Origin of the sequence: Nitrospirillum iridis (assembly GCF_014205765.1) — a bacterium.
GTDB lineage: Bacteria > Pseudomonadota > Alphaproteobacteria > Azospirillales > Azospirillaceae > Nitrospirillum > Nitrospirillum iridis.
The window spans coordinates 160,319-183,583 of sequence record NZ_JACIIZ010000008.1; the positions used below are offsets into that span (position 1 = coordinate 160,319).

General features: G+C 67.6%; 26 protein-coding genes and 1 tRNA gene. 13 read left to right on the top strand and 14 right to left on the bottom strand.

Features of this window, described 5'->3' with window-relative positions; genetic code table 11:
• Positions 1–22: 22 nt before the first annotated feature.
• The 3 genes from FHS74_RS15410 (at position 23) to FHS74_RS15420 (ending at position 1,893) form a co-directional block, all read left to right on the top strand.
• Complete coding sequence (locus FHS74_RS15410; RefSeq protein WP_184802063.1) at positions 23–298, top strand: hypothetical protein; 276 nt, start codon at positions 23–25, stop codon at positions 296–298.
• A 6-nt stretch (positions 299–304) separates the two neighbouring features.
• Positions 305–529, top strand: a complete 225-nt coding sequence (locus tag FHS74_RS15415; RefSeq protein WP_184802065.1) for a hypothetical protein — start codon at positions 305–307, stop codon at positions 527–529.
• Between the two features lie 152 nt (positions 530–681).
• The gene (locus FHS74_RS15420) at positions 682–1,893 is read left to right on the top strand and encodes an argininosuccinate synthase (RefSeq protein WP_184802067.1); all 1,212 of its coding nucleotides are present in this window, start codon (positions 682–684) and stop codon (positions 1,891–1,893) included.
• Between the two features lie 123 nt (positions 1,894–2,016).
• Here the strand turns inward: FHS74_RS15420 and FHS74_RS15425 are convergent, their stop codons facing one another.
• A complete protein-coding gene (locus FHS74_RS15425) occupies positions 2,017–2,667 on the bottom strand; it encodes a hypothetical protein (protein ID WP_184802069.1) in 651 nt (216 codons plus the stop codon).
• Positions 2,668–3,015: 348 nt separating this feature from the next.
• Positions 3,016–3,183 carry a hypothetical protein gene (locus FHS74_RS15430; protein WP_184802071.1) on the bottom strand — a complete coding sequence of 56 codons (168 nt, stop codon included), beginning with the start codon at positions 3,181–3,183 and terminating at the stop codon, positions 3,016–3,018.
• A gap of 329 nt (positions 3,184–3,512) precedes the next feature.
• Here FHS74_RS15430 and FHS74_RS15435 point away from each other — a divergent pair, with 329 nt between their 5' ends.
• Positions 3,513–3,947, top strand: coding sequence for a hypothetical protein (locus FHS74_RS15435; RefSeq protein WP_184802072.1), 435 nt, complete (start codon positions 3,513–3,515; stop codon positions 3,945–3,947).
• Positions 3,948–3,957: 10 nt separating this feature from the next.
• On the opposite strand, the gene FHS74_RS15440 is transcribed toward FHS74_RS15435, so the two are convergent.
• Positions 3,958–4,284, bottom strand: a complete 327-nt coding sequence (locus FHS74_RS15440) for a DUF167 domain-containing protein (protein WP_184802074.1) — start codon at positions 4,282–4,284, stop codon at positions 3,958–3,960.
• A 4-nt stretch (positions 4,285–4,288) separates the two neighbouring features.
• A complete protein-coding gene (locus FHS74_RS15445; protein WP_211106327.1) occupies positions 4,289–4,597 on the bottom strand; it encodes a YggT family protein in 309 nt (102 codons plus the stop codon).
• A 254-nt stretch (positions 4,598–4,851) separates the two neighbouring features.
• On the opposite strand from FHS74_RS15445, the gene FHS74_RS15450 reads away from it, so the two are divergent.
• Positions 4,852–4,927 (top strand) — tRNA-Ala (locus FHS74_RS15450).
• A 186-nt stretch (positions 4,928–5,113) separates the two neighbouring features.
• On the opposite strand, the gene FHS74_RS15455 is transcribed toward FHS74_RS15450, so the two are convergent.
• From FHS74_RS15455 to FHS74_RS15475, 5 genes are all read right to left on the bottom strand, one after another.
• Positions 5,114–5,731, bottom strand: a complete 618-nt coding sequence (locus FHS74_RS15455; protein WP_184802076.1) for an acyloxyacyl hydrolase — start codon at positions 5,729–5,731, stop codon at positions 5,114–5,116.
• Between the two features lie 164 nt (positions 5,732–5,895).
• The gene (locus tag FHS74_RS15460; protein WP_184802077.1) at positions 5,896–6,585 is read right to left on the bottom strand and encodes an ABC transporter permease; all 690 of its coding nucleotides are present in this window, start codon (positions 6,583–6,585) and stop codon (positions 5,896–5,898) included.
• Positions 6,582–7,292 (bottom strand): ABC transporter permease, encoded by a 711-nt coding sequence (locus FHS74_RS15465; protein WP_184802079.1) that lies wholly within the window; start codon positions 7,290–7,292, stop codon positions 6,582–6,584. Before FHS74_RS15465 ends, FHS74_RS15460 begins: the two co-directional genes overlap by 4 nt.
• 150 nt (positions 7,293–7,442) lie before the next feature.
• Positions 7,443–8,330: a transporter substrate-binding domain-containing protein gene (locus tag FHS74_RS15470; protein ID WP_184802084.1), complete on the bottom strand. Its 888-nt coding sequence runs from the start codon at positions 8,328–8,330 to the stop codon at positions 7,443–7,445.
• Positions 8,331–8,416: 86 nt separating this feature from the next.
• Positions 8,417–9,217, bottom strand: coding sequence for an ABC transporter ATP-binding protein (locus FHS74_RS15475; protein WP_184802086.1), 801 nt, complete (start codon positions 9,215–9,217; stop codon positions 8,417–8,419).
• 276 nt (positions 9,218–9,493) lie between these two features.
• On the opposite strand from FHS74_RS15475, the gene FHS74_RS15480 reads away from it, so the two are divergent.
• Entirely contained in the window at positions 9,494–10,465 is a 972-nt protein-coding gene (locus FHS74_RS15480) for a hypothetical protein (RefSeq protein ID WP_184802088.1), read from the top strand.
• Positions 10,466–10,514: 49 nt separating this feature from the next.
• Here FHS74_RS15480 and FHS74_RS15485 read toward each other — a convergent pair whose 3' ends face one another.
• From FHS74_RS15485 to mtgA, 4 genes are all read right to left on the bottom strand, one after another.
• On the bottom strand, positions 10,515–10,664 hold the full coding sequence (locus FHS74_RS15485) for a hypothetical protein (RefSeq protein WP_184802091.1): 150 nt from the start codon (positions 10,662–10,664) through the stop codon (positions 10,515–10,517).
• A 12-nt stretch (positions 10,665–10,676) separates the two neighbouring features.
• Positions 10,677–12,572, bottom strand: a complete 1,896-nt coding sequence (gene feoB / locus FHS74_RS15490) for a ferrous iron transport protein B (protein WP_184802093.1) — start codon at positions 12,570–12,572, stop codon at positions 10,677–10,679.
• Positions 12,569–12,961, bottom strand: coding sequence for a FeoA family protein (locus tag FHS74_RS15495; protein WP_184802095.1), 393 nt, complete (start codon positions 12,959–12,961; stop codon positions 12,569–12,571). The genes feoB and FHS74_RS15495 overlap by 4 nt, the downstream gene beginning before the upstream one ends.
• 175 nt (positions 12,962–13,136) lie before the next feature.
• The gene (gene mtgA, locus FHS74_RS15500; protein ID WP_343066924.1) at positions 13,137–13,808 is read right to left on the bottom strand and encodes a monofunctional biosynthetic peptidoglycan transglycosylase; all 672 of its coding nucleotides are present in this window, start codon (positions 13,806–13,808) and stop codon (positions 13,137–13,139) included.
• A gap of 67 nt (positions 13,809–13,875) precedes the next feature.
• Here mtgA and FHS74_RS15505 point away from each other — a divergent pair, with 67 nt between their 5' ends.
• Together FHS74_RS15505 and FHS74_RS15510 are read left to right on the top strand one after the other, a co-directional pair.
• Entirely contained in the window at positions 13,876–14,529 is a 654-nt protein-coding gene (locus FHS74_RS15505) for a glutathione S-transferase family protein (protein ID WP_184802100.1), read from the top strand.
• 78 nt (positions 14,530–14,607) lie between these two features.
• A complete protein-coding gene (locus FHS74_RS15510) occupies positions 14,608–17,586 on the top strand; it encodes an ATP-dependent DNA helicase (RefSeq protein WP_184802102.1) in 2,979 nt (992 codons plus the stop codon).
• 89 nt (positions 17,587–17,675) lie between these two features.
• On the opposite strand, the gene FHS74_RS15515 is transcribed toward FHS74_RS15510, so the two are convergent.
• Positions 17,676–17,900, bottom strand: a complete 225-nt coding sequence (locus FHS74_RS15515; protein WP_184802104.1) for a hypothetical protein — start codon at positions 17,898–17,900, stop codon at positions 17,676–17,678.
• A gap of 388 nt (positions 17,901–18,288) precedes the next feature.
• On the opposite strand from FHS74_RS15515, the gene FHS74_RS15520 reads away from it, so the two are divergent.
• The 5 genes from FHS74_RS15520 to FHS74_RS15540 all read left to right on the top strand — a co-directional run bounded on the left by FHS74_RS15520 (position 18,289) and on the right by FHS74_RS15540 (position 23,199).
• A complete protein-coding gene (locus FHS74_RS15520; protein ID WP_184802106.1) occupies positions 18,289–18,651 on the top strand; it encodes a DUF952 domain-containing protein in 363 nt (120 codons plus the stop codon).
• Positions 18,648–19,730 carry a quinone-dependent dihydroorotate dehydrogenase gene (locus FHS74_RS15525; protein WP_184802108.1) on the top strand — a complete coding sequence of 361 codons (1,083 nt, stop codon included), beginning with the start codon at positions 18,648–18,650 and terminating at the stop codon, positions 19,728–19,730. The genes FHS74_RS15520 and FHS74_RS15525 overlap by 4 nt, the downstream gene beginning before the upstream one ends.
• Positions 19,731–19,786: 56 nt before the next feature.
• Entirely contained in the window at positions 19,787–21,007 is a 1,221-nt protein-coding gene (locus tag FHS74_RS15530) for an EAL domain-containing protein (protein ID WP_184802110.1), read from the top strand.
• Between the two features lie 11 nt (positions 21,008–21,018).
• Positions 21,019–21,906: a TIGR01459 family HAD-type hydrolase gene (locus FHS74_RS15535; protein ID WP_184802112.1), complete on the top strand. Its 888-nt coding sequence runs from the start codon at positions 21,019–21,021 to the stop codon at positions 21,904–21,906.
• A gap of 153 nt (positions 21,907–22,059) precedes the next feature.
• Positions 22,060–23,199 carry a head GIN domain-containing protein gene (locus FHS74_RS15540; protein ID WP_184802114.1) on the top strand — a complete coding sequence of 380 codons (1,140 nt, stop codon included), beginning with the start codon at positions 22,060–22,062 and terminating at the stop codon, positions 23,197–23,199.
• The last annotated feature ends 66 nt before the right edge of the window (positions 23,200–23,265 follow it).

Sequence of the window (23,265 nt, forward strand, 5' to 3'; positions counted from 1 at the left end):
ACGGATGATAGGGACGCGCGCTTTGGATCTCGGTACCGATCTGGTCAACAGCCTGCTGATCCACGTCGTGGTGACGGCCCTGCTGCTATGGCCGGCCTATCGCCTGGTCCGGCGGGCGGGCCTGCCCCGCCCCTGGCCGCTGTGGCTGGCCCTGCCGCTGCTGGGCCCCGTCATCTTCCTGGTGCTGCTGGCCCGCACGCCCTGGCCGGTCCTGCCGGCCCGCCAGCCCAAGATGCACCCCCGGGAGCGCCTGAAGCGCGAACGCGCGGCGTCCCCAGCCGCCGCGGCATCGGAGTAAGCGCCCATGCTGCCCCTGGCCTACGCCCCCGCCCTCAGCCTGCTGCTGCCCAACTGGGCCGCCTTGCTGATCGTCGTCATCCTGGCCACCATCGCCGTTTGCGCCGCCGGCCTGGTGCTGGCCAAGGTGGGCCGCAACCCCTATTGGGCGCTGCTGCTGTACTTCCCCATCCTGGGCGTTCCCGCCCTGTGGTACCTGGCCTACACGCGCTGGCCCCGGCAGAAGGGATGACGCACAAAGGCCGGGCAGATCGGAAATGTCATAGCTCCCACGCCCATGGGGGCTGGGGATGCGGTCGCCACAGACGCCATAATCTTGCCAGCCGGGCGCCCGGGGGATAACGTCCGCGACGCATCCCACCCAGCAAAGCGGGCGTACCTGTCATGAGCGTCAAGAAAGTTGTCCTCGCCTACTCCGGCGGCCTCGACACCTCCGTCATCCTGAAATACCTGCAGGAGACATATCAGTGCGAGATCGTGACCTTCACGGCCGACCTGGGCCAGGGCGAGGAGCTGGAGCCCGCGCGCAAGAAGGCCGAGCTGCTGGGCGTGAAGCCCGAGAACATCTACATCGACGACCTGCGCGACGAGTTCGTGCGCGACTTCGTCTTCCCCATGTTCCGGGCCAACACCCTGTATGAGGGTGTCTACCTGCTGGGCACCTCCATCGCCCGCCCGCTGATCGCCAAGCGCCAGATCGAGATCGCCAAGGCAGTCGGCGCCGACGCCGTGGCCCACGGCGCCACCGGCAAGGGCAACGACCAGGTGCGGTTCGAGCTGGGCTACTACGCCCTGAAGCCGGACATCAAGGTCATCGCCCCCTGGCGCGAGTGGACGCTGAACAGCCGCACCGCCCTGCTGGAGTTCGCCGAGAAGCACCAGATCCCCATCGCCAAGGACAAGCGCGGCGAGGCCCCGTACAGCACGGACGCCAACCTGCTGCACATCTCCTACGAGGGCAAGGCGCTGGAGAACCCGTGGGAAGAGCCGGACGAGGACATGTACACCCGCACCGTCGCCCCGGAAAAGGCGCCGGACACCCCCACCTATGTCGAGATCGAGTTCGAGGGCGGCGACCCGGTGGCCGTGGATGGTGAGAAGCTGGGCCCGGCGGCCCTGCTGACCCGCCTGAACGAACTGGCCGGCGCCAACGGCATCGGCCGCCTGGACCTGGTGGAAAACCGCTACGTCGGCATGAAGAGCCGCGGCGTGTATGAGACCCCCGGCGGCACCCTGCTGTCGGTCGCCCACCGCGCCATCGAGAGCCTGACGCTGGACCGCGGCGCCATGCACCTGAAGGACGAGGTCATGCCGCGCTATGCCGAGCTGATCTACAACGGCTTCTGGTTCAGCCCGGAGCGCGAGGCCCTGCAGGCGCTCATCGACCAAACGCAGAAGCGCGTCACCGGCGTGGTGCGCCTGAAGCTGTACAAGGGTTCCGCCCGCGTGGTCGGCCGCCAGAGCCCGAACTCGCTGTACCGCCTGGACTATGTCACCTTCGAGGCCGACAGCGTCTATAACCAGAAGGACGCTGAAGGCTTCATCAAGCTGAACGCGCTCCGCCTGCGCCTGGGCGCCATGGCCGGCAAGCAGTAAGCGGCGGCATTATCATCGTCATGTCGGAAAAGGCCCCGTCCGGGAAACCGGGTGGGGCCTTTTTCTTTGGCGCCGGCTCAGAGAGCGGAGGAGGTGCCGCCCGAGCAGGCCATCCGGCTCGCCTTAACCAAGGGCATGACGCTCATAAAAGCGCATGTCATCCGCCAGGATGTCAGCCAAACGCCCGCGCAGCACGGGATCGTTCTCCACTTCAGCCCGCGCATCCGAGGGGGGGGTCACGTTGTCCCTTACCGACACGTCCAGCGGCCGGCCGATAAGCTGCGCGAGTTTCAGCAGCGCCGCCTGACGGTCCTCATGCCGACCAATCAGATCGAAGCGCTCCATAGGGAAGTCTCCGAAGTATGTCCTTGAGTACAAATATCTGAGTATGGGGATTTTCGCCGTCTCTAGTAGAGACAAATTATGATCAAGAAAATAATCATGCAAGAAGTCGCCTTGGCGCGACATGGATTTCCAGAAGTAATATATCGATATTATGTTATCGACTGGATTCCTAAGAATGGTAAACACGACATCAGCAGCAGATATTTCATACTTTCCGGGATGAAAATGCCCGTGGATACACGAAACCCCTTCAGGGATGCGCTCCCTTCTGTTCATATATCGGCTTGGATCCAAAATACGCTGCCCCACAGCATTCGCAGGGTTGTCGGCATAGTCAACTTTCATGCTATCCCCATAAATACTTGCAAGAATACGCCTAACGGAAGATCCGCCGGCTTTGGGGGCATGAACAGAGAGCAAAGCAGCCATGGAATTTCAATTTTTCTAACCCGTAAAGCCCTATAGGCGCCAGGTGCGGGACTTTATGGATTTCTATTTCTAAGTTGCGCTGCCAATTTATAGGCCAACATTGGGCGCGTCATAAATATGTCTAAATATATATTCCGATTGTTCGTCTTTGCTCGGAGATGTGGATCGCTCACGCCGTTGCGGGCCTGAACCGGGGCTGGTGAGCCAGGGGGCTTCCCTTAGGCACAACGCGAAGCCCTCCCTTCCGGAGGGGGGCAGCGGACCATACCGCACCCTATCCACCATCGGGTCGGACTGGTCACAATCCGCCCGGCGGGTCTGAGGAGGCCGACCGCCGTCGGCACCCCCCTATTTCTTCTTGAACGCATCCCCGGCGAATGGTGTTTCACTCATCGGCGCTGCCCGTTCCTCGCTCTTGAGCGAGGCGGAATAGTTCGCCCGCCATTCCTTGTCGGTTTGGCCGGAGCGCTTGCGCGCCTTCGCCTTCTTGACACAGTCGGCGATCATCTGGTCCAAGGCGCTGGGCTTGGCCTGGGGAGCCGGCTTTTTAGGGGGGGGCATGGGGCCTCGCTGCTGGGATGTTTAATCTTACCCCAGCAAGGGGGCCAAGCGGTAGCACGACCATGGCGCGCCGACAGAGCGGCCCGCGCGAAGGCGCAATCGCTTTTGGGCGAGACGCTCTAAACGCAAGCCGGCAATAGCGCCCGGGCGGCGAGATCGTTCAACGGCGATGACGCGGGAAAACCCCGTCCATGAAGCCGGGCCGGGACTTTGTGTTTGGCACACTCCGAACATCGACATAGGCTTCGGCGAAGAAATGCGCGGAACGCGGAATAGGAGAAATCGTGACGGATCGGCCCCTCTCGTCGGCGGACACCACCCCCGACAGCGCCCCGGAGAGGCACGGCGCACGGCCCCCTGGGTTGGAACGCCCCATCCGCAACGTTTTCGTCTACGGCATGCTGATCGTGCCGCCCATCCAGACACTGTTCGAACACGAGCTGCGACGAATTCCCGGAACGCCGCCCGGCGACATCCCGCGGGTCAGCGCTTTTATCGGCGCCATCATCTATCTGATTCTGGTTGGGTTGGATCGGGAAATGATCCGACCAACCCTGAACAGGCTGGGACGGAATGTCTCCTTCCTCTGGGTATTGCTGACACCCGTGTATCTTTGGAAGCGGGCGACCTGCATCAACCAAGGACGCACCACCTTCTGGCTGTGGTGGCTCAGCCTCGGCCTGTCCGCCGTGCTGGACGCGCTGCTATCCCGCTTCTGACGGGAAGGGTTCAGTCTCCCCAGGAGGCGCGTATCGTCGCCAACAACACCTTGGTGTCCCCCGCCACCGCCACCACCTTGTTGCGGTCGGTCAGGCCGGCGACGATGGTCAGGGTGGATTTGGGCACGCGCCAGGTCTTGGACAGCAGCTTCAGCACGGCCTCATTGGCCTTGCCATCCTCCGGCACGGTGGTGACGGCCACCTTCAGCAGCTGGCGTCCCTCCGGCCCGTCCATGGTTCCCAAGACGGCGTTGCGCGAGGCGCGCGGGGTGACACGCAGATGCACCCGCACACCACCCGCCACCGCCTCCACCGCCGGCTTGGCGTCGGGTCCCATCGCCTTAATGGAACATCAGGGCGCTGGCCATGTAGTTGATGATCAAGCGCTCGATGGCCCAGATGATCAGCATCAGCACGATGAATGAGATGTCGACGCCGCCCAGGTTGGGCACGACGTTGCGGATGGGGCGCAGCACCGGTTCGGTCAGGCGGTAGGTGATGTCGATCAGGGTGGCGACGAAGCGGTTGCGGGTGTTGATCACCCCGAAGAACACCAGCCAGCTGAGGATGGCGCTGGCCATCAGCACATACCAGTAGAGGTTCAGAACCGTGAGCAGCAGTTCCAGGATGGTGCGGATCAAAGGATCCATGGCGGTTCCGTCCCCAATGGTTTCAACGGCATGGCCGCCACCCTACGGGCGGCCCGCCCCCTTGTCCAGCCCGGGCCGGCGGTGGACGCAGCAGCGGGGACCGAAGCGGTCCCATCGGGCCTGCCCAGCCCGGCTTTCCGCACAGACATTCCACCAAATCGGCAGAATGGGCGCTTGACATGCCCCCCGCCCCTGAGCATTATCCCGCCCACTTCAGGCGCCCCGGGGCAAGCCCCGCCGCCGGATTTGAGTGTGGGGCCGTAGCTCAGCTGGGAGAGCGACGCGTTCGCAATGCGTAGGTCGGGAGTTCGATCCTCCTCGGCTCCACCAAATCCCCTTCCAAGACAGTGACGCAGTGAGACAGGCGGGCCAGGTGGTTCGTCTTTTCGCATGTTCGGCCGGCCCCTGTTCGCCCGGCCACATGTTCGCCGGACGACCGCATCACGCGCACCAAGAAAAGCGGCGCGAGGTCACCCCCGCGCCGCCATCCTCACACCGCCGCCCCCCAGAAGACTCTCAGAGGGCGAAGCTGTAGTAGGCCACAAGGTTGTTGGCGCCCGGGTTGACCGTGCGGGTGCGCGGCGTACCGGGGATGGTGACGGTCTTGCCCAGTTCGGCGTTCGAGATGTGGCTGAGCGCGAAGGACAGGCGGTCGCCGTTGTTGAAGCGCCAGCCGGTTTCGATCTGGGTGCGGAACTCCAGCGGATAGCCCATGTCCTTGCCGTCGCCCTTGGCGTAGTAACCGGCGGCGGCGCTGGGGGTGATAAAGAAGTGGCCCCAGGTGAAATCGGCCTGCAGTCCGCCGTAGCCGTAAAAGCTGCCCTTGAACGTTTCGATCACGCCCACCAGCGGTTTCACAGCGAACCAGTCGTCCACCCGGACGAGCGACCAGCCGAAACGGTATTCGGCGGTGACGAACTGGCTGCGGTCGTGCGGCGTGTCGGCATCCACCTGGAAGAACGCCGGCGGGTCGATCCACGACTGGTCGTAGATGCCGACACCCACGGCCAGCAGATCGGGATCCCGGCCGGCGGCCAGCGCCGGGGCGGCGGCGCCCGCGCACGCCAGGGCCAACAGGGAAGTGGCGGCGCGCACGCCACGGCCGCGCAAGGCCTTGAGATAGGTCTTCGTCATGATCCTGCTTGGGAATGAAGGCGGAAGGAATTCCGCCTTTATGCAGAGCAATCCGGCGGCAACTCAAGGGGAAACAGACAGAATTGCCCAAGGTGCGACGGCCAGCACCACCCGCCATCCCCCGGATGGACCATGGACCAATCGGCCTGGCGGCGTCCCGGGGGCTACTTCCGGGCCGGGTTCAACCGCCGTTCCGCCAGGTGCACGCCGCGGGTGATGACGAAGCTCATGCCCAGGTACACCGCGCCCGCCAGGCAGAAGACCTCGATGGGCTGGAAGGTGCGGGCGGCGATGGCCTTGGCCACGCCCGTCAGTTCCATCAGGGTGATGATGCTGGCCAGGGCGCTGCCCTGCAGCATCAGGATGATCTCATTGCCATAGGCTGGCAGCGCCTGGCGGAAGGCCTGCGGCAGGATGATGCGGCGGAACAGCAAGGCACCGTTCATGCCGCAGGCCCGTGCCGCCTCCACCTGGCCATGGGGGACGGCTTCGATGCCACCCCGCATGATCTCGGCCGTATAAGCGCCGGTGTTGAGGGTGAAGGCGATGATGGCGCACCAGTAGGGTTCGCGCAGGAGGGGCCACAGCACGCTCTGACGCACGGCGTCGAACTGGCCCAAGCCGTAATAGATCAGGAAAATCTGGACCAGCAGCGGCGTGGAGCGGAAGACGTGGATGTAACCGCGCGCGGCCCAGGATACCGGCGTCAGGTGCGACAGGCGCAGGACGGCCACCAGCGTGGCCAGCACCAGGCCCAACAGCAGCGACAGGGCCACCAACTGCACCGTGAGCCAAGTGCCGCTAACGAACTGCGGCAAGGCGGCCATCAAGGCGGAGAGGAGGGGAGAGTTCATCGGGCGGCCCTCCGCACGCCGCGTCCGGCCCAAACCTCGGCCCGGGCGAACAGCCGCCCCGACAGGCCGGCGAGCCCCAGATACAGCAGGCCGGCGGTGGTGAAAAACAGGAAAGGCTGGCGGGTGGCGCCCTGGGCCAGATAGGCCACGCGCATCAGCTCCACCAGGGCCACCACGGATACCAGCGAGGTGTCCTTCAGGGTCAGCTGCCAGACATTGCCCAGGCCCGGCAGGGCATAACGCAGGGTCTGGGGCAGCAGGACCCGGCGGAAGGTCAGCCAGCGGCCCATGCCCAGGGCCTTGGCGGCCTCGACCTGGCCATGGGGTACCGCCAGGGCGCCGCCGCGCAGCACCTCCGCCGAATAGGCACCTGAGACGGTGCCCACCGCCAGGATGCCCACCGGCAGGGCCGACAGCTCCACCGGCCCGTTGAAGCCCAACAGGGTGGCGACCCAGGTGGCGGCACTGTTGCCGCCGAAGAACAGCAAATAGATGACCAGAAGCGAAGGCACGCCGCGCACGATGGTGGTGTAGACGTCCGCGGCCACGCGCCCGCCCCGATGGCCGGACAGCTTCAACGTCGCCGCCATGCCGCCCAGGAGCAGCCCCCACAGATAGGCCGAGACCGCCACCAGCACGGTCATCCCCATGCCCTGCAGCAGTTGCAAACCCCAGCCCCGCCCTCCAAAGCCCAACAGGTCGAGCATTACAGTCCCTCAAACGCCGGCGGCGCATCCGCGCCTTGGCTTGTCCTCGATTTCCAGTCCACCACGTTCCCCGGAAATCTCCGGCGGCCCCGTCGGTGCCTGGTCGCTACGCTCCAAAACAAAGCCTTAAGCGCCTGAAGGAACACCCGACTACTTGGCCGACGCGTCGAAGTGGAACCACTGCTCCGCCAGCTTCTTCATGGTGCCGTCTTCCTTGGCGGCGGTGATGGCGTTGTTCAGCGCGTCCAGCAGGCGGCCATCGTCCTTGCGCAGCGCGGCGGCGATGCCGGGGCCCAGCAGGCCGCCGGTGATGCCGGGGCCGAAGGTGGCGGCGTTCTGCCCATCCGTCCCCTCCAGGAAAGGCTGCCACCCCGTCATGTCGGCGAGGCCGGCGTCGACGCGGCCGGTGGCCAAATCCAGCGACAGGTTCTGCAGGGTGTCGTAGCGGCGGATGGTGACCGTGTCGCCCAGATAGGTGTCCAGGAAGTTGGCGTGGATGGTCGCGACCTGAACCCCCACCGTCTTGCCCTTCAGCGCCGCCTTCAGCTTGTCCAGCGCCTGGGTCGAGGCCTCATCCAGGTTGGCGAGGTCCAGGCGCTGCAGCCCGAAGTCGATCTTGGTGAGCGGGCTGTCCTTCGGCGCCACGAAATAGGCGGGGGTCAGGACATAGGGCACGGTGAAGTCCACCGCCTGGCGGCGTTCGTCCGTGGCCGACATGCCGGCCAGGATGACGTCATACTTGCCGGCCTGCAGGCCGGGGATGATGCCATCCCAGGCCTGGGCCGCGATCTCGCACGTCACGCCCATGCGCCGGCACAGATCCTTGGCCAGGTCGATCTCAAAGCCCTTCAGGGTGCCGTCGGGCTCCGCCACGTTGAAGGGGGGATAGGCCCCCTCGGTCGCCACGCGCAGGGGATTGGGCACCCCACGGTCCGTCATGGCGGGCGCGCCCACGCCGGACGGCGTGCGGTGCATCGCCAGGTACGCCCCACCGGCGACCACCGCCACGGCGATAAGGCCCAAGACCAGCTTCTTCATGAAACCCCCTAAGAAACCAATGACGGGACGGTCCGCATCAACACCCGGTGTCCGATCGGCCGCCGCTCTTTGTTGTCCAATATGCCTTAAGCGCGCCGGGCCAGGAATTGCCGGCAGCGTTCGCTGCGGGGGTTGCCAAACACCTCGTCGGGCGTCCCCTCCTCTTCCACCCGTCCCTGGTGCAGGAACAGGACATGGGAGGAGACGTCGCGGGCGAAGGCCATCTCGTGCGTCACGATCAGCATGGTGGCGCCCTCGTCGGCCAATTGACGGATGACGCGCAGCACCTCGCCCACCAGTTCCGGATCCAGCGCCGACGTCGGCTCGTCGAACAGCATGACGCGGGGCTGCATCGCCATCATGCGGGCGATGGCGGCGCGCTGCTGCTGCCCGCCCGACAGCTGGCTGGGATAATAATCCTGGCGCTGGCTGAGGCCCACCTTGTCCAGCAAGGCCTTGGCCCGGTCCACCGCCTCGGGCCTGGGCACGCCCAGGACGTGGACCGGCGCCTCGATGACATTCTCCAGCACGGTCATGTGGGTCCACAGGTTGAACCCTTGAAACACCATGCCCAGGCGCTGGCGGATGCGATCGACCTGCCGGCGGTCGGCGGGCACCGCCTGACCGCGGCGGTCGCGGCCCATGCGGATCAGTTCGCCATTGACCCAGACCTGGCCCTCATCCGGTGTCTCCAGCAGGTTGATGCAGCGCAACAGCGTGCTTTTGCCCGACCCGGATGACCCGATGAGGGAGATGACGTCGCCGTCCCGCGCCGTCAGGGAGACGCCCTTCAGCACCTCCGTCTCGCCGAACCGCTTATGCAAATCCCGAACGAGGATGGCCGTGTTGGCCTGATCGTCCACAGCGACAGCCGGCGATTGCGTCATAGGACCCCGAAATTCGTCCGGACCCATCCGGACCTTGAAAAACGCATCCCGGTGGGCGCGGCGCTGCACCGCGCGCCCACCGGGACATCAATGATGGGGGGGCCGCCTTGCAGGCAAACCCCGAAGCCGGCAAAACTACCGTGCGGCGCCCGGTACGGAAAGAGGTTTCCTGTTCCTGCCGCAAGGCTGGCATCCCGATCCACCGGCGGCGATGCAGCCTTCGCCAAACGTGATAGGGTGGCATCGAAGCGCCATCATCAGGTTCGTCCCTCGCCCATGAGCACCGGCATCCAGCCCGCCGCCAACCGCAGCACCCACTTCCTGTTCGACCACAAGGTCTTCACGGTGGAGGGCTGCCGCTTCATCCTGTCCAAGGGCAACGATGAGCCCGTGATGTGCATGAAGCTGGGCAAGCTGGACGTCGAGGTGCCCATCGAAAAGCTGTGCACCGAGTTCGGCATCCAGCCCAAATCCTTTGACGGGCAATTGCTGACCATGGCGGCGAAGGGCCTGCAGTACGTCCGCGAAATCCGCCCGGGCGACACCATCCCCAATGAGCTGATCGACGGCACCGCCAGCTGGCGGGTGGACGACCGTCATTACAACGTGGCCCGCGGCCGGCTGACGGTGCAGCTGGTCACCTGGCTGACGGGTGGCGAGACGGTGGTGTCCAGTCCCGAACAGTTGGAACAGCTGGTCGAGGATCCCAACATAAAGGCCCGTGTCCACGAAGCCTTCCGCATGATCGCCAACCGGCTGGCGTTGAGTGGCGACCCGGACGAGGAGCTTGGCCTGCGCATCGACATGCTGGCCAAGGAACTGTCCTATATCGAGGCGTTGCGGGAGCGGGCCCAGACCCTGCACACCATCCGCCAGGGCCTGGAGACGGCCCACCGCATCTACAAGGCGGAGCGCATCGTCAAGGAAGAGATCGTGCGCATGCAGACCCTGTCGCTGCCACCGATCACCGACCTGGAAGCCAGATTCGCCCAGGTGGACGCGCAGACCGGGGAAATCCTGGCCATGCTGAAGAAGTTCGACCAGAACATTAGCTATATCCGGGAGATGCGCGACGATTTGCACCAGTCGCTGCTGCCCTGGGACGAGGTGCTGGACGGCTGGAAGAGCGTGGTCGTGGAAAAGAGCCCGCAGCTGGAGGCGCTGATGAAGCGCACCTACCACTTCCTGGCCAAACGCTACAGCCAGGCGACCCAGTGGCGCCTGGCCAACCGGCCGGCGCCAAGGTAGCGGCTTTTCACGTCAACCGGGGGCACCCGCTGCGGGATACGGTTGCGCCTCAGCCGCCGCAGTTGCAGTTGTCGCTGCCGCACGGGCCCGGGGCCTTGCCGGCCGCCACCCGACGGCGGCGCACGATGCGCATCACGCTGGGGCGCAGCACCCAGGCCAGCGCCGCCACCACCACCAGACCGACGATGACCTGCTGCATCCTATCGTCCCCTTACGCCCAGCCCAGGCTGGCGGCGATGTGGTAGGTGGCGAGCGACGCCAGGTAAGCCAGCGTCGTCATGTAGACGAACATGATGATGGGCCATTTCAGCGAGTTGGTCTCACGTCGCACCACCCCCAGGGTGGAGGCGCACTGCGGCGCGAACACGTACCAGGCCAGGAAGGACAGGGCGGTGGCCAGCGACCAGCTGTGGCCCAGCGTGTCCATCAGGGCGGACACGTTCTCCTCGCCCCCGCCCACGGCATAGACGGTGCCCAGCGCCGCCACCGCCACCTCGCGCGCGGCCATGCCGGGGATCAGCGCCACGGTCATCTGCCAGTTGAAGCCGATGGGCGCCACCAGCGGCTGCAGCCAATGGCCGACCATGCCGGCGATGCTGTAATCGATGGCGGGGTCGGTCGCCCCCTCCGGCGCGCCGGGGAAGGAGCTGAGGAACCAGATCAGGATCATGATGCTGAGGATGGTGGTGCCGGCGCGCTGCAGGAAGGCCTTGGCCCGCGTCCATACCCCCATCACCAGGTTCTTGGCGTCCGGCACCTTGTAGGCCGGCAGCTCCATCAGGAAGGGCTCCACCGTGCCGCGCCACACCAGGCGGCGCATGACGAAGGCGACCAGCAGGGCGCTGAGGATGCCGGCGGCGTACAGCCCGAACATCACCAACCCCTGCAGCGAAAAGGCGCCGCCCACCGTCCGGTCCGGCACGAAGGCCGAGATGATCAGGGTATAGACGGGGATGCGGGCGGAGCAGGTCATCAAGGGCGCCACCATGATGGTGGCCAGCCGGTCGCGCCGGTTGTCGATGACGCGCGTGGCCATGATGCCGGGGATGGCGCAGGCGAAGCTGGACAGCAGGGGGATGAAGGCACGGCCGTGCAGCCCCGCCCCGCCCATGATCTTGTCCATCAGGAAGGCCGCGCGCGGCATGTAGCCGAAATCTTCCAGCAGGATGATGAAGGTGAACAGGATGACGATCTGCGGCAGGAACACGACCACGCTGCCCACGCCGGCGATGACACCGTCGGTGATCAGGCTGCGCAGCAGGCCATCCGGCAGGGTGCCGTTGATCCAGGCGGACAGGCCGTCGAAGCCGGCCTTGATGCCATCCATCACCGGCTGCGCCCAGGTGAACACCGCCTGGAACATGAAGAACAGGATGGTCAGCAGGATCAGCAGCCCCGCCACCGGATTCAGCAGCACGGTATCCAGCCGCGTGGTCCAGGTGTCCGGCCGCGTGGGCGGACGGACCGCCAGCTTGATGATGCGTTCCGCCTCGCGGTGGGTGGCGCGCACCTCTTCTGCCGAGGGCTCGTGCCAGGTGTTGCCCGTGCCGGGCGCCACGACCTCCAGTCCTTCGGCGGCGGCGTCGATGCGCTTCAGCAGATCCACGGTGCCGGCGCGGCGCACCGCCACGGTGGGCACCACCGGCACGCCCAGTTCCGCCGACAGACGGTCGACATCGATCTCGATGCCGCGATGCTTGGCGATGTCGAACATGTTGAGGGCCAGCAGCAGCGGCCGCCCCACCATCTTCAGTTCCAGCACCAGGCGCAGCACCAGGCGCAAATTGGTGGCGTCGGCGACGCAGACCAGCAGGTCCGGCTCCGCCTCACCCCGGAAGCGGCCCAGCACCACGTCGCGCGTCACCTCCTCATCCGGGCTGCGCGCCCGCAGGGAATAGGTGCCCGGCAGGTCCAGCACCTGGACGCGGTGGCCACCGGGGGTGGTGAAGCTGCCTTCCTTGCGCTCCACCGTCACGCCGGCGTAGTTGGCGACCTTCTGACGGCTGCCCGTCAGCGCGTTGAACAGGGCGGTCTTGCCGCAGTTCGGATTGCCAACCAGGGCGATGCGCGGGGCGCCGCCGTGGCTGAAGGGGCTTGCCAGGCTCATGGACGGGTATCTTCAGCGATGACGTGCAAGGCGGCGCCGGCGGGGGACGCCCCATCCGGCTGCCAGCGGGTGATCAGGATGGCCTCCGCCTCCCGGCGGCGCAGCGCCACCCGCATGTCGTCCACCCGGACGGCGATGGGGTCACGGCCGAACAGTCCCTCATGCAGGATCTCAACCCGCGCGCCCTCGACGAAGCCGATCTCCAGCAGCCGGCGTTCCAGCTCTTCCGGGTTCAGGCTGTCATGGATGACACCGTCCAAACCCACGCGAACAACCCGTCCCACCTCCCCCTTCGCCGCGCGGCTCAGCGGGCGGGCATCGGCGGGGAGCGTGGTCCGACCGGTATCGGGCACGGCAGGGGCGGCGGCTGGACGGGAGGAGATGTGCATCGCGAACGCCTTGGACCCCGTCGCCGGGACCCGTAAAGGGGGCTGACCCGGGGAACAGCCCGGGTCGTCCTGGAAATTAATAGTGATTCTCAGAGCGTCGCACAAGGGATGCCCGCGCGATACTGCGTCGCATGAGCATGGGGTCGCAGAAGCATGCGGTCCCATGGGCATGGGGTCAGCGGCGCACGCAGGCATCCAGCCCATCACGGGCGACGATGGCCGCCCGCTGTTCCAGGATGCCGATGCGCCGGGCGACATAAGGGCCGGGGTGCCGGGCGTTCCACTTCCGGGGGCTGGGCAGCACCGCAGCCAGCGCCGCAGCCTGCGACGGCGTGAGCGCGCCGGCCGACACCCCGAAATAGGCCTGGGCCGCGGCTTCCGCCCCATAGAGGCCATCGCCCCATTCCACGATGTTCAGATACATCTCCAGAATGCGGCGCTTGCCCCAGATCAGCTCGATCAGTTCGGTGAAGCCGAATTCCATTCCCTTGCGCAGCCAGGTGCGGCCGGGCCAGAGGAAAGCGTTCTTGGCCGTCTGCTGGCTGATGGTGCTGGCGCCGCGCAGCGTGTGGCCATCCTCATCCTCGTCCAGGGCGGCGTCGACCGCCCCCCAGTCCACGCCGTGGTGACTGCAGAAGCGGCTGTCCTCCGCGCCGATGACGGCCCGCTGCAAGGCGGGCGCGATGCGGTCCAGCGGCACCGGCGCCCAGCCCCTGGCCGGCACGCCCTGCACCCGGCGGATCAGCATGAGGGGCGTGCCCGGCGGGTCCATCACGGCGTAGAGGCAAACCCAGGCCAGGGTGAGGGCCCCACCGGCGAGCAGCGCGTATTGTGCCCAGCGCGACACCCGCCTTAGCATCGCGCGCCGATGGGGTGGCCGACTCGCGCCGGCCTTGACTGAAGGAGATCCATCCATGGCCTACACGCTGTTCTATTTCCCGGGAAATGCCAACCTGGCACCGCATATGGCGCTGGAGGAACTGGGCGTTCCCTATGAGCTGGCCCTGCTGGACCGCGCTGGGGGCGAGCATAAGTCGGCCGCCTACCTGGCCCGCAACCCCACCGGCCGCATCCCCACCCTGCTGGCCCCCCAACCCAACGGCGGCGACCAGACGGTGTTCGAGACCGCCGCCATCTTGCTGTACCTAGCCGACAACCATCCCGATTCCGGACTGGCACCGGCGCCGGGATCGGCCGACCGAGGGCAATTCCTGACATGGCTGATCCATCTGACCAACACCATCCAGCCGGAATATCGCGTATTCTATTATCCCGAACAGCATGTGACCGACCCGTCCCATGCCGCCGACGCCAAGGCCACGGCGGAGCGGCGCCTGGGTGAGATGTTCGTGCTGGTGGATCGCGAGCTGGCCACGCGGCCCTACATCGCCGGCGAGCATGTCACGGTGGCCGACTTCCTGCTGCTGATGCTGGTGCGCTGGGGCCGAAGCTTCGCCCGGCCGCCGCGCGACCTGCCCCATGTGGGCCGGCTGTGCGCCGAGCTGCTGGCCCGCCCGGCCGTGCGGCGGGCCTTCGCCCAGGAGAAATTGGCCGCACCGTTCATTTGAGGGGCAAGCCGTACCACTTTTGTTCATGAAAAGCCGCGAGTCGCCGTCTATACTCCGCCGCCCGACCTGAAGTATCCGATGCCCGAACCCACCCCTCCCAAATCCCCGCCCGCCAGCCTGGTGACGGCGCCGACCGGGCCCCGGCGCCTGCTGGTGCCGGATGCGCCGGCCCTGGTGCCGGGCGCCCGCCAGGCGGTGTGGCTGAGCCCCGACGGCGAGGTGGAGGTGATCGACAAGGGGGAGGCGGTGCGCCGCGCCCTCGGCAAACCCCACCTGCTGTGCCATGCCCGCGCCACCGCCCGGCGGCTGGGCACCGACCGGCTGATCCAGGGCTATGACCTGCTGGAGCTGTTCGCCTTCGTGCGGCCGGCCACCTTCTGCCTGCCCACGCCGCGCGGCCTGGCCCAGGCCCTGGACCTGCCCCGACCGGCGGATGTGGAGGCGGAAGCCCTGACCCTGGTGCGGGCGGCCGAGGCCCTGTTGCGCGAGCTGATGGGTCCGGTGGATGACCAGCGGTCCGACCCCATTGGCCTCGCCTGGGCCATGGGGGGGGCTGAGGGCCAAGGGGGCGCACAAGGCGGCGGCTGGTTGTGGTCGCCCCTGGTGCTGGCGGCCTTGGGCGCGCCGGCGGGACCGGAGAAGTCGCGCTGGCGCGGCGGGGCCATCCGCGCCTACCAGGTTTGGGCCGGCATGAAGGAATGGCAGGCCGACGCGCCGGAACCACCGCCGGGCCACCTGCCGGTCGAGCCGGCCGAGGCCCGCCGCCGCCTGGCCGACCTGGTGATGAACGGCCAGCAGGCCGAGCCCCGGCCGCAACAGTCGGACTACGCCAGCGCCGTCTCCACCGCCTTCACCCCCCGCGACGCGGAAGGGGAGCCCAACGTGGTGCTGGCGGAGGCGGGCACGGGCGTGGGCAAGACCCTGGGCTACCTGGCGCCGGCCACGGTGTGGGCGGAGAAGAACAAGGGCCCCGTCTGGATTTCCACCTACACCCGCCAGCTGCAGCACCAGATCGACAAGGAGATGGACCGCCTGCACCACGACCCGGCGACCAAGGCGCGCAAGGTGGTGATCCGTAAGGGGCGCGAAAACTATCTGTGCCTGCTGAACCTGGAGGAGGCGGCCGGCGTCGCCACCGCCAACCCGCAATACGCCGTGGCCATCGGCCTGATGGCGCGCTGGGCCGCGGTCACCCGCGACGGCGACATGCAGGGCGGCGACTTCCCCGGCTGGCTGGTCGACCTGCTGGGCAAGGGCCGAACGCTGGCCCTGGCCGACCGGCGGGGGGAGTGCGTCTACAGCGCCTGCAGCCACTACACCAAGTGCTTCATCGAGAAGAGCGTGCGCCGGGCGCGGCGGGCCGACATCGTCATCGCCAACCACGCCCTGGTGATGATCCAGGCGGCGCTGGGCGGCGGCGATGACGCCTATATCCCGACCCGCTATGTCTTCGACGAGGGCCACCATGTCTTCGACGCCGCCGACAACGCCTTCGCCGGCCACCTGACGGGATTCGAGACGGCGGAGCTGCGCCGCTGGCTGCTGGGCGCCGAGAGCGGCGGGCGCAGCCGGGCGCGGGGCCTGCGCCGCCGGGTGGAGGATTTGATCGGCGGCGACGACCACGCCAGCCGTCTGCTGGATGAGATCGCGCGGGCCGCCCACCTGCTGCCGGGGGAGGCCTGGCCGCAGCGCGTCGGCGGGGGCGAGCCGGTGGGCCCGACGGAGGCCTTCCTGGCCCAGGTCCGCGCCCAGGTCTATGCCCGCGCCCACGGGCCCGACAACCCCTACAGCCTGGAGGTGGAGGTCCAGCCCCTGGTGGATGGGGTGCTGGAGGCGGCGCAGGCGCTGTCCTCCGCCCTGGGCGAGCTGTCCGCCCCGCTGGAAGCCCTGGCCGACCGGCTGCGCGAGCGGCTGGACGACGAGTCGGACGAGCTGGAGAGCGACACACGCCGCCGCATCGACGCCATCGCCCGCAGCCTGAAGCGCCGCTCCGCCAATGAGATCGGCGGCTGGCGCCAGATGCTGGCCGCCCTGGGCGAGGAAACGCCGAACCGCTACGTCGACTGGTTCGGGGTGGAGCGGCAGGATGGCCGCGACCTGGACGTGGGCATGTACCGCCACTGGGTGGACCCCACCTGGCCGCTGGCCCAAATCCTGAGCGCCCAGGCCCACGGCCTGGTCATGACCTCCGCCACCCTGACGGACGGCACCGGCGAGGTGGAGGCCGACTGGCAGGCGGCCCAGGTTCGTACCGGCGCCATCCACATGCCCCGGCCGGCCCTGCGCGCCCAGGTGCCCTCCCCCTTCGATTATGCCAGCCAGACCCGCGTGCTGATCGTCAATGACGTGCGCAAGGACGACCTGGCCCAGGTGGCGGCGGCCTATCGCGAGCTGTTCCTGGCCTCGGGCGGGGGAGCCATCGGCCTGTTCACCGCGGTGCAGCGCCTGCGCGCCGTGCACGAGCGCATCGGCGCCCCCCTGGAAGCGGCGGGGCTGCCGCTCTTGTCCCAGCATTTGGACGGGCTGGACGTGTCCACCCTGGTCGACATCTTCCGGGGGGAGGATAACGCCTGCCTGCTGGGCACCGACGCCGTGCGCGACGGCGTGGATGTGCCTGGCCGGTCGCTGCGCTTGATCGTCTTCGACCGTGTGCCCTGGCCCCGGCCGGACATCCTGCACAAGGCGCGGCGCGATTATTTCGACCGCACCGCCCGGCGCCGGCACTATGACGACATGATCACCCGGCTGCGCCTGCGCCAGGCCTTTGGCCGGCTGGTGCGCCGGGCCGATGATACGGGCGTGTTCGTGTTGCTGGACCCGATGATGCCCAGCCGGCTGAAGGGCGCCTTCCCCGGCGGGGTGGAGCCGCAGCGGGTGGGCCTGGCCGAGGCCGTGCGCATCACGCGCGATTTCCTGCACATGCCGGGCGTGGCCCTGCCGCCCCCAGGGGCGCCATTGGCGCCACCGGCCCCCCCACGGCTGGCCAGCCCTTCCGGAGACGGGGCAGACCCGTGGGGCGACGAGCCCTTCCACCTGCACGGCTTCGACCTGGACTGAGGCCCGGATCGACGGAAAAAATCCCCGTGGGCGTCACGCCGACTTGAGCATCCCGTCGGCGCCAGGCCGACTTGAGCATCCCGTCGGCCTCAGGCCGACTTGAGCATCGACGTATAGATGGCCCAGGCCACGGCGACGCTGACGCCGCCGGCACGGGCGCCGGCCGTCAGCATCTCGGTCGTGGGCTTCAGGGGGGCCGGGGTATGGGTGGTGGCGGGCACGTCAGCCAGGCGGCCGCTGCCGCAGCCATCCAGGCTGAAGAAACCGGCGCTCAGGCTATGGTCGTCGCGGTGCGGGGCGTCCAACAGGCTCATGGTCTCCGTCTCCTTCGGGAATAGCGAGCCCTGGCCAACGCAAGAGCGGTGCCACCGTGACCGGGCCCTATTCCCAATGGATAGATTCGGCTTTCCCCTAAGGAATAGGCCGGCATCCCGTTTGCTTCCCGATACCGGTCACAAAATTTCAATACGGGTTTCCTGTCATTTTGCGACAGCGCCCGCAGGTCTCGTCTCAAAATGCGACGACGGCGGTTTCCCCATCGTCCCTGATGGCGAAATATGTCAGAGCTGAATAAGCCCAGGTTGCGCTCACCCCGAGCGCCGGCGGCCGCGGAGTCCGCCTTGCGGGCCCGGCCATGCTTCAAAGCGATTCCGCTTTTCCACGATCTGCTCTAGGGTCGGGCGCGAGACGGGGGCGACCACGATGAACGACTTGATTTTCCACATGTGCCGGGCCGACGAATGGCTGGCAGCCCTGGCATCGGGCGGCTATCCGGGATCCTCCCAGGACCTGGCCGACGGCTTCATCCATTTCTCCACGGCCGCGCAGATCGTGGAGAGTGCGGCCAAGCACCGTGCCGGCCAGACCGGGTTGCTGATCCTGACGGTGGACCCGGCCCCGTTGGGCGAGGCGTTGAAGTATGAGCCGTCGCGCGGCGGCCAACTGTTCCCCCATCTCTATGGCGTGCTGCCGGTCACGGCGGTGCTGCGGGCCGATCCCCTGCCCCTGGGCGATGACGGCCGCCATGTCTTCCCCGCCCACGTGACCGACGGGGTCCAGCCGTGAGCCTGGCCTATCGCCTTGCCCGCCCCGCGCTGTTCGCCATGGATGCGGAACGGGCGCATGATCTGACCATCAGCCTGCTGAAGTCCGGCCTGGTGCCGCCCGCGATCCTCGGGGCCGGCGGGACGGACGACCCCGCCCTGGGGCAAAACCTGCTGGGCCTCGCCTTCCCCAACCCGGTGGGTCTGGGCGCCGGCTTCGACAAGAACGCCCTGGTGCCGGACGCCATGCTGCGCCTGGGTTTCGGCCTGGTGGAGACCGGCACCGTCACCCCCCGGCCCCAGACCGGCAACCCCAAGCCACGGCTGTTCCGCGCGGTGGAGGCGGAAGGCGTCATCAACCGCTTCGGCTTCAACAATGAGGGGCTGGAGGCCTTCGCCCAGCGGCTGGAGGCGCGCCGCGCCGCCGGCCTGCCCGGCATCGTCGGCGCCAACGTGGGCAAGAACAAGGACACTGCGGACGCGGCATCCGACTATGTCATCGGCATCCGCCGCCTGGCGCCGCTGGCCGATTATCTGGTGGTCAACGTCTCCTCCCCCAACACGCCGGGCCTGCGCTCCCTCCAGGGCCGCCAGGCCCTGGGCGATCTGCTGAACGCTTGCCTGGAGGCCCGGTCATCGGTGGACGGGGGCGCCCACCGCACGCCCTTGCTGCTGAAGGTGGCGCCGGACCTGACGGAGGATGACAAGATCGACGTCGCGGAGGTGGCGCTGGCCAGCGGCATCGATGGCCTGATCATCTCCAACACCACGCTGGACCGGCCCGCCAGCCTGCCGCCCGACCTGCGGGCGGAATCCGGCGGCCTCAGCGGCCAGCCGCTATTCGATAAGTCGACGTCCGTCCTGCGGGATTTCTATCGGCTGACGGGCGGGAAACTGCCCCTGGTGGGCGTCGGCGGCGTGGGATCGGGCGCCCAGGCCTATGCCAAGATCCGCGCGGGCGCCAGCCTGGTGCAGGTCTATTCCGCCCTGATCTACCACGGCCCGGGCCTGGTGACGGCCATCAAGCGGGACCTGCTGTCCCTGCTGCGCCGCGACGGCTTCACCACCATCACCCAGGCGGTGGGGGCGGATCATCGATAGCTCGTATGGGCCAAGGCCACCGCTGTGGCCGCCCGGCGCTTGAGGGAACAGCTGAGATGAACGTGCTGCGCCATATCATCTTCGCCGCCTGCTACGTCGCCGTGGCGGTGGCCGTGGCCCTGGCCCTGCCGTTGGCCGGCGTCGGCGTCGACCGGTCCTACAGCCTGCTGCTGGGCTTGGTTGTCTTCGTCTTCGGCGGCCTGCTGCACGAGTTCTACGCCCGCATGGAACAAGCGGAACGGCTGGAACACCGCTTGGACCGCCTGTTGGACCGCCAGCGCGACGTGCTGGCGGCGCTGGACCGGCTGATGCGGCCCAGCGGGACCGACGGCACCGTGGCCGCCGTGGTCAGCGACGCCCGCATGTTGCGCACCCTGGCCGACCAGATGCCGGTGGGCGGCGCCGCCGCGGCCGGCACGATGGCGCCGACGCTGAAGGCGGCCCCCGCCGCCGCGCCGGTTCCCAGGACCCCGATGACGCCCACCCTGGGGACCGCCTTTGGCCCCCTGGACGGGGTGGCGCCGGAGGACGACAGCTCCGTCATGAACGGCATCCGCGAGGCCTTGCGCTCCGACAGGGTGGACATCTTCCTGCAGCCCATCGTCAGCCTGCCCCAGCGCAAGCACCGCTTCTATGAGGTGTTCTCCCGCATCCGGCTGGAGGATGGCAGCTACCTGACGCCCGACCGCTATCTGGGCGTGGCGGCGCGCCACAACCTGATGGCGCCCATCGACAATCTGTTGCTGTTCCGCTGCGTCCAGTTGCTGCGCGAGACCGAGAAGCGCCACCAGAACGTGGGCTTCTTCTGCAACATCTCCGCCGCCACGCTGAACGACGGCACCTTCATGCAGGAGTTCGTCCAGTTCATGGGGCAGCATGCCAACCTGGTGCAGAAGATCATCTTTGAACTGAGCCAGGCGGACCTGATGCAGGGCGACGTCTTCGCCACCGGCTTCCTCGATGGCCTGCGCAGCCTGGGCTTCCGCTTTTCCATGGACCAGGTGGACCGGTTCGACGTCGACTGGGACCAGTTGGCGGCGCACGAGATCCGCTTCGTCAAACTGGACGCCGCCCGCCTTCTGGACCCCGATGGCCGCTTCGCCAACCCCGACAAGGTGACGTTGCTGAAGCGCCAGCTGGACCGCAACAACATCGACCTGATCGTCGAGAAGATCGAGACGGATCAGCAGTTGCTGGACCTGCTGGACCTCTACATCGATTTCGGCCAGGGCTATCTGTTCGGGGAACCGCGCATGGCCCGCCGCCTGCCCTCCTGAGATTTGAAGACATGACCGTTGCCATCCCCCTGTACACCGGCCTGTCGCAACTGGCCGACCGATACGACGGCTTCATCCTGGATCTGTGGGGGGTGGTGCATGACGGCATCGCGCCCTATCCGGGCGTGCCGGACTGCCTGAAGGCGCTGCGGGCGGCGGGCAAGCGCGTCTGCCTGCTCTCCAACGCGCCGCGCCGGGTGGATGCCGCGGCCGCCCGCCTGACTGAAATGGGCCTGACCCCCGACCACTACGACGCGCTGCTGACCTCGGGCGAGGCGACGCATGACGCCCTGCGCGACCCGCCCGACGCCTGGCACGCGGCCTTGGGACCCAAGCTGCTGCATATCGGCCCCGACCGCGACGCCGGCGTCTATCTGGACCTGGCCGGCCGGGTGCGGGTGGACACGCCGACGGAGGCCGACTTCGTGCTGAACACCGGCATCGTCGATTTCGACGAGACGCTGGCGGATTACGAACCGGTGCTGGCCGCCTGCGCCGCGCTGAACCTCCCCATGGTATGCGCCAACCCTGATCTGGTGGTGCATGTCGGCGCGCAGCTGGTGATTTGCGCCGGGGAACTGGCGCGGCGGTATGAGGAACTGGGCGGTGATGTCCGCCAGCACGGCAAGCCCTATGCGAGCGTCTACGCCCGCTGCTTCGACCTGCTGGGCGGCATTCCGCCGGCGCGCATCCTGGCGGTGGGCGACAGCCTGCGCACCGACATGGCGGGCGCCAACGCCGCCGGCATCGACGGCCTGCTGATCACCGGCGGCATCCACCGCGAGGAGTTGGGCGTGGCCGATCCGTTGGCCGACCTGCCGGACCTGGGGCGCCTGGCCGACCTGGCCGCACACGCCGGCTTGCGCGTCAGCGCCGCCATGAACCGCCTGGCGTGGTAAAGACGGTGGTAGGCCGCTTGGGGGCCACTCGCGCCCCTGGCGATCGTGTAACGGGCGGGTTAAAAGTGTAACGGTTAGGCAAACGCTGCGGACAGGCGGTTTCAAGTGGCCAATAGTCGGGGGAATTCTACGATGTCGCGCAGGGTACGCCCCATGGAAACCAGTGTCCTTCCCCCCCGGCCCCGCCTCACGCCGGGCATACCCGCCGGTGGCGTCATCGCCATCATCGTGGTCGTGGTTTCGCTGGGCTTCACCTTTATCGGCCGGCATGAAACCGGGTCGTCCCACGCGACCAAGGTCAAGATCAAGATGGACGGAAGCATTCCGCCGATCCCGCCCATCCCCCCCATGGCGCCGGTGGCACCCGTTGCTCCCGTAAGCCCCATCAGCCGGGCGGACGCGGACCAGATTCGCCGCGACGTGGAAGAGGCGATGAAGGGCCTGGACGTGGACGCCATCAAGCGCGACGCCATGGCCGCGGCCACCGCCGCCCGGGCCGCCGCCCGCGATGCAAGGGCGCTCAGCGATGCCAGCCAGGAATTCCCGGCCCAGCCGGTGCTGAACCTGGCCAACCTGTCCGGCAACACGGTCATCCGTCCGTCCGACAGCACCACCGTCATCACCGTGACCAGCAGCGGCGGGGCCGTGCGCGCCGCTGCCGCCGACGGCAGCCTGCAAATATCGGGCAGCGGACGGTCGACCGAACTGACCATCACCGTGCCGTCCAAGACCAAGCTGGTGGCCACCGGCCTGTCAGGGGAGCTGACGGTGGATGGCGCGCTGGACGGCGACGTCGTGCTGGACGTGCGCAAGGCCGAAGTCTCGCTGAAGAAGGTCAAGTCGCTGCAGGCCAACATCGCCGAGAGCGGCGAGGTCAGCGTGGACGAGGTGACGGAGTCGCTGAAGTTCATCATCGCCGGCCATGGCGACCTGCATGTCGGCCGGGCGGCCGATGCCGAGATCCGGGTGATGGGGCAGGCCGACATTTCACTGGGCACCATCAGCAAGGCGTTGCGCCTGGCCGTTTATGGCAATGGCGACGTTTCCGCCGACCGGGTGGACGGCGTGATCGAAACGGTCATCAACGGCCGGGGCGACATCCACATCACCGACGGGTCCGCCGACCAGCTGAAAGTCGCCGTCCTGGGCCAGGGCGACTTCACCTTCGACGGCACCGCCAAGGACCCCAACCTGTTCATGGGGGGCAGCGGCACCATAACCATCGCCAAGCACACCGGCACGCCGCGCATCGGCAAGTCGGGCAGCGGCGATATCGTGTTGGGCGGCGAATAAGTTCCTATCCCTACCGTCCAGTGGCGCGTCTGCCCTAGGGCCGATTGCGCCGAATCGAAGCCCGTG

Coding starts and splice junctions, on each gene's coding strand:
- FHS74_RS15415 (WP_184802065.1), top strand. CDS start 305: ATGCTGCCCCTGGCCTACGCCCCCGCCCTCAGCCTGCTGCTGCCCAAC.
- FHS74_RS15420 (WP_184802067.1), top strand. CDS start 682: ATGAGCGTCAAGAAAGTTGTCCTCGCCTACTCCGGCGGCCTCGACACC.
- FHS74_RS15425 (WP_184802069.1), bottom strand. CDS start 2,667: ATGGCTGCTTTGCTCTCTGTTCATGCCCCCAAAGCCGGCGGATCTTCC.
- FHS74_RS15440 (WP_184802074.1), bottom strand. CDS start 4,284: ATGGGACCCGACGCCAAGCCGGCGGTGGAGGCGGTGGCGGGTGGTGTG.
- FHS74_RS15445 (WP_211106327.1), bottom strand. CDS start 4,597: ATGGATCCTTTGATCCGCACCATCCTGGAACTGCTGCTCACGGTTCTG.
- FHS74_RS15455 (WP_184802076.1), bottom strand. CDS start 5,731: ATGACGAAGACCTATCTCAAGGCCTTGCGCGGCCGTGGCGTGCGCGCC.
- FHS74_RS15460 (WP_184802077.1), bottom strand. CDS start 6,585: ATGAACTCTCCCCTCCTCTCCGCCTTGATGGCCGCCTTGCCGCAGTTC.
- FHS74_RS15465 (WP_184802079.1), bottom strand. CDS start 7,292: ATGCTCGACCTGTTGGGCTTTGGAGGGCGGGGCTGGGGTTTGCAACTG.
- FHS74_RS15470 (WP_184802084.1), bottom strand. CDS start 8,330: ATGAAGAAGCTGGTCTTGGGCCTTATCGCCGTGGCGGTGGTCGCCGGT.
- FHS74_RS15475 (WP_184802086.1), bottom strand. CDS start 9,217: ATGACGCAATCGCCGGCTGTCGCTGTGGACGATCAGGCCAACACGGCC.
- FHS74_RS15480 (WP_184802088.1), top strand. CDS start 9,494: ATGAGCACCGGCATCCAGCCCGCCGCCAACCGCAGCACCCACTTCCTG.
- FHS74_RS15485 (WP_184802091.1), bottom strand. CDS start 10,664: ATGCAGCAGGTCATCGTCGGTCTGGTGGTGGTGGCGGCGCTGGCCTGG.
- feoB (WP_184802093.1), bottom strand. CDS start 12,572: ATGAGCCTGGCAAGCCCCTTCAGCCACGGCGGCGCCCCGCGCATCGCC.
- FHS74_RS15495 (WP_184802095.1), bottom strand. CDS start 12,961: ATGCACATCTCCTCCCGTCCAGCCGCCGCCCCTGCCGTGCCCGATACC.
- FHS74_RS15505 (WP_184802100.1), top strand. CDS start 13,876: ATGGCCTACACGCTGTTCTATTTCCCGGGAAATGCCAACCTGGCACCG.
- FHS74_RS15510 (WP_184802102.1), top strand. CDS start 14,608: ATGCCCGAACCCACCCCTCCCAAATCCCCGCCCGCCAGCCTGGTGACG.
- FHS74_RS15515 (WP_184802104.1), bottom strand. CDS start 17,900: ATGAGCCTGTTGGACGCCCCGCACCGCGACGACCATAGCCTGAGCGCC.
- FHS74_RS15520 (WP_184802106.1), top strand. CDS start 18,289: ATGAACGACTTGATTTTCCACATGTGCCGGGCCGACGAATGGCTGGCA.
- FHS74_RS15530 (WP_184802110.1), top strand. CDS start 19,787: ATGAACGTGCTGCGCCATATCATCTTCGCCGCCTGCTACGTCGCCGTG.
- FHS74_RS15535 (WP_184802112.1), top strand. CDS start 21,019: ATGACCGTTGCCATCCCCCTGTACACCGGCCTGTCGCAACTGGCCGAC.
- FHS74_RS15540 (WP_184802114.1), top strand. CDS start 22,060: ATGGAAACCAGTGTCCTTCCCCCCCGGCCCCGCCTCACGCCGGGCATA.